Genomic DNA, 3,598 nt, shown 5'->3' with positions numbered 1-3,598 from the left:
GCCGATGACCAGCTCCGTGTTCGTGCCGGTGCCTTCGGCGTAGATGCCGCCGCCGTAGCTGGCGATGTTGTTGGTGATCAGGCTGTGATTGAGCTCGAGGATGCCGTCGCCCTTGAAGTAGATGCCGCCGCCCTTGCCGCTGCCGTCCTCGTCGCCGTGCTGGATGGTCAGGTACGTCATCCGCACCCGGCCGCCGGTGGCGATGGTGATGCGGAACACCGGCTCGGCCGCGCCGCCGGCGCCGTCGAAGATCGTGCGCGTGCCCGTGGTCGCCGCCTGCGAGCAGTCGGCGAAGCCGCCGATGATGTCGAGCTGCTCGTTGGCCGAAACCGGGAACGCGATCGCCTGGTTGGTGTAGTCGGGGCTGCCCAGGTTGTTGGACGTGCCCGCGACGTGGATCTCGTCCGCGCCGGGATGGGCGTCCGCGGCGGCCGCGGCGGAACCGATGCCCGTATGCGTGCATGCGGCGTCGGTGCCGACCGTGTAGACGGCCGCACTCGCCGTCACGATCGAGAGGAACGACGCGAAAAGGATCAAACCGATGCGAAGAATCATGGCGATGTTCCCAGGAAGCCGTGTTGGCGATCCCGGGTAACGACGTTCCGTCGCGACGGCTGCCACGCGGCCAGCGAAGCTCGCGGGCGCGGCTTCAGCCGCCGTGCACGCCCCAGGCGAGGCGCTCCAGCTCCTGGGCGGCCGCGGGATCGCGCCCGGGCGGCCGCGGGTCGATCGCCAGTGCTTCGGCGGCGACGGCGCGCGCGTCACCGTTACGCTGCGCCCGCGCGAGCGCGCTCGCCTGCAGCGCGAGCATCGAGAACAGGGTCGACTTCTCGTCCGGCGTGCGCTCCTTCTGCGCAGCCACCACGGCCGTCGCGAGCTCGAGCGCCTCGTCGTTGCGACCGAGCGCGTATAGCGCCAGCGCGCGCTGGAAGCGCGCGTAGCGCACGTCCTTCGACGCTTCGCTGCCGTTGCGCGCCGCGATCGCGAGCAGCTCGTCCGTCGTCGCGATCGCGTCGGCGTGGCGCCCCTGGGCGACCTGCGCGCGCGCGAGGAAGCCGAGTGGCGCGATCAGCTGCGCGCTGCCTTCTCCGGTCAGCTCGCGCTGCAGCGCGACCGCCTGCAGCGCATTCGTGCGCGCGCCGTCGAGGTCGTGCGCGCCGGCCAGCACCTGCGACAGCGAGCCGAACAGGCGCGGACAGACGTTGTGGCGGACGTGTTCGCGCCGGCAGACGGCGACGCCTTCCTCGAAGGCCGCGCGCGCCTCGTCGCGCCGCAACTGCCCCGCGCGCAGGCGACCGAGTGCGGCGATCGAGTTGAGCGTGTCGGGATGCGCGTCGCCGAACAGGGTGCGGCGCATCGCGAGCGCGCGCTGCACGTACGGTTCCGCGTCGGCATAGCGCGCCTTGGCGACGAGGAAACTGCCGTAGGTGCCGACCGCCCACGCCGCATCCGGATGCGGCCGCACGTAGAGGCGTTCGGCCAGTGCGATCGCTTCGCGGTAGGCCGCATCCGCGCGCACGAGGTCGCCGGTCATCTCGGCCGAGACGCTGATCGACGACACCAGGTCGAGCGCGTCGTGCGACACCTCGCGCGGCCGCGCGTTCCAGCGCTTCCACGCCGCCTCGGCGAGCGCAAGCGCCGGCGCGAACTTCTGCGCGTTGACGAGGTCGCGCGTCTGCGCGGCGTCGACGTGCAGCAGCAGCGCGTCGCCAGGGTCGCCCGCGCGCTGCGCGACCGCGCGCGCATCGGCAGCGACCGCCTGCGCCTCGTCGCTGCGGTTCGCGCCGGACAGCGCATCGACCAGCACGAGCAACGCATCGACGGCGGCCGCGCCGCCTTCGTCGACGAGCGACGCGCGCAGCGGTTCGAGCAGTGCGATCGCCTCGTCGGGGCGTGCCTGCGCGACGAATGCGCCTGCGCGCAGCACGCGCGCGCGCCGGCGCGCGTCGTCGGCCGACGGCAGCCGTTCGATGTCGGCCTCGGCACGGTCGAGCAGCGCGTGTTCGCGCTCGTACGCACCGATCGCGCCGCCGACTTTCGCGAGCGTCAGCAGCAGGTCCACGCGCGCGTCGTCGGCGAGCGTGTCGTCGCGCAGCAGCTGGTCGCCCGCGTCGTCGACGAGTTGTTCCACGGTCGGACGCCGCTCGCGCGGCACGTCCGGCTGCGCCGCCTCGAACACGGACACGAGGAAATCGCGCACCGTCTCCGCGCGCTGCGTCTGGCGCGTCGCGCGCGCGGCCTCGTCGCGCGCGACGCGCGCCTGCCACACCGCCGCGCCGAGCGCGGCGAGCAGCGCGAGCAGGAACACGCCGGTCGCGGCGACGCCGCCCTTGTGCCGCGCAACGAAGCGGTACGAGCGATACCAGCGCGTCTGCGGACGCGCATGCACGGGCCGCTCCTCGAGCAGGCGACGGACATCCTCGGCGAGTTCGCCGGCCGAGGCGTAGCGCCGCTCCGCGTCGGCTTCGATCGCCTTCGCGACGACTGCCGCAAGGTCGCCGCGCAAGCGCGTGCGCGTCGTGCGCGCGGCGGCATCCGCTTCGCGCGCGGCAGCGGCGGGTATGGGGCCGCCGCGCGGACGTTCGCCGGTCAGCAGTTCACCCAGCAGGATGCCGAGCGCATAGACGTCGGTCGCGGTCGTGATCGTGCCGCCATCGACCTGCTCGGGTGCCGCGTAGGCCGGCGTGAACGCGGGCAGTACGGTCGCTTCCGGCCCGGTTTCATCGGCGAGCAGCTTGGCGATGCCGAAGTCGAGCAGCTTGACCTCGCCGTCGGGCGTCACGAGCACGTTCGACGGCTTGAGGTCGCGATGCACGATCAGCGCGCGATGCGCCGCGTCGACCGCGCGGCAGACCGTCGCGAATACCTGCAGCCGCTCGCGCGTGCCGAGCCGCCGTGCCTGCGCGAACTCGGTGATCGGCACGCCGTCGACGAGTTCGAGCGCGATGTAGGCGAGGCCCTCGGGCGTGACGCCGCCCTCGATCATGCGCGCGATGTGCGGGTGCTGCAGCCGGATCAGCGCGCGCTGTTCGCGGCCGAAGCGGCGCCGCGCGTCCGGCGAGAGCAGGTTGTGCCGCAGCAGCTTGAGGGCGACGCGCTGGGTCGCGCCTTCGAGCTCGCGTCGCGCCTCGAACACCGTCGACGAGCCGCCCTCGCCGATCACGCGCACGACCTCGAACGGCCCGATGCGGCTGCCCGCCGGCGGCGCGGCGGGCTCGTCGCCGATCGCACGCGCGAGATCGTCGAGCCGTCCCTGCGACAGCGGCTCGTCGTCGCTCGCGTCCGCGCGCAGCAACGCATCGCCCCGGGCGCGCACGGCCGGGTCGGGGCAATGGCGGTCGAGGTAAGCGTCGCGCTCGGCGGGGGCGAGCGCCACGGCGGCTTCGAACAGGTCGCGCAGGTGGGTCGACGGCGTGTTCATGGTCGATGCGGATAACGTCGGATCGCGCGCTTACGTGTCATCGCCGGCTGCGTCATCGCCTGCTGCGTCGTCGCCTGCCTCGCCGTCGCCGCCGAGCTCGCTCTTGAGGAATGCGCGCGCGAAGCGCCAGTCGCGCGCGACCGTGCGACCGGCGACGCCGAGTGCGCGTCCCGCGCG

Annotated in this window: 2 protein-coding genes; both read right to left on the bottom strand. The window is 73.2% G+C overall.

The window, feature by feature from the left end:
• The coding region (locus tag ACTHK2_RS00545; protein WP_440243613.1) for a hypothetical protein at positions 1-555 on the bottom strand (555 nt) is incomplete at its 3' end.
• A 94-nt stretch (positions 556-649) separates the two neighbouring features.
• Positions 650-3,421, bottom strand: a complete 2,772-nt coding sequence (locus tag ACTHK2_RS00540; RefSeq protein WP_440243611.1) for a protein kinase domain-containing protein — start codon at positions 3,419-3,421, stop codon at positions 650-652.
• Positions 3,422-3,598 lie beyond the last annotated feature (177 nt).

The organism is Dokdonella sp., from assembly GCF_051958935.1.
GTDB lineage: Bacteria > Pseudomonadota > Gammaproteobacteria > Xanthomonadales > Rhodanobacteraceae > Dokdonella_A.
This window is presented reverse-complemented; position numbering and strand designations above follow the sequence as displayed.